The 255-nt window shown below is 61.2% G+C and carries 1 protein-coding gene; it reads left to right on the forward strand.

The window, feature by feature from the left end; genetic code table 11:
• Nucleotides 1-255, forward strand: a 255-nt coding sequence (locus R0K30_RS22635) for a hypothetical protein (protein ID WP_410613171.1), incomplete at both ends; no start/stop codon positions are given.

A 255-nucleotide genomic window follows, 5' to 3' on the forward strand; every position in this document is an offset into this window, starting at 1 on the left:
TGGTGCAACCGGAGATACCGGCCCTACTGGACCAACTGGCGCAACCGGTGATACTGGCCCTACTGGACCAACTGGTGCCACCGGAGATACTGGTCCGACTGGTGCAACCGGAGATACCGGTCCTACTGGTGCCACTGGTGCAACCGGAGATACCGGTCCTACTGGTGCCACTGGTGCCACCGGAGATACTGGTCCGACTGGTGCAACTGGTGCCACCGGAGATACCGGCCCTACTGGACCAACTGGTGTAACAGG

This window comes from Bacillus sp. SIMBA_154, assembly GCF_046536015.1.
Lineage (GTDB): Bacteria > Bacillota > Bacilli > Bacillales > Bacillaceae > Bacillus > Bacillus pumilus_P.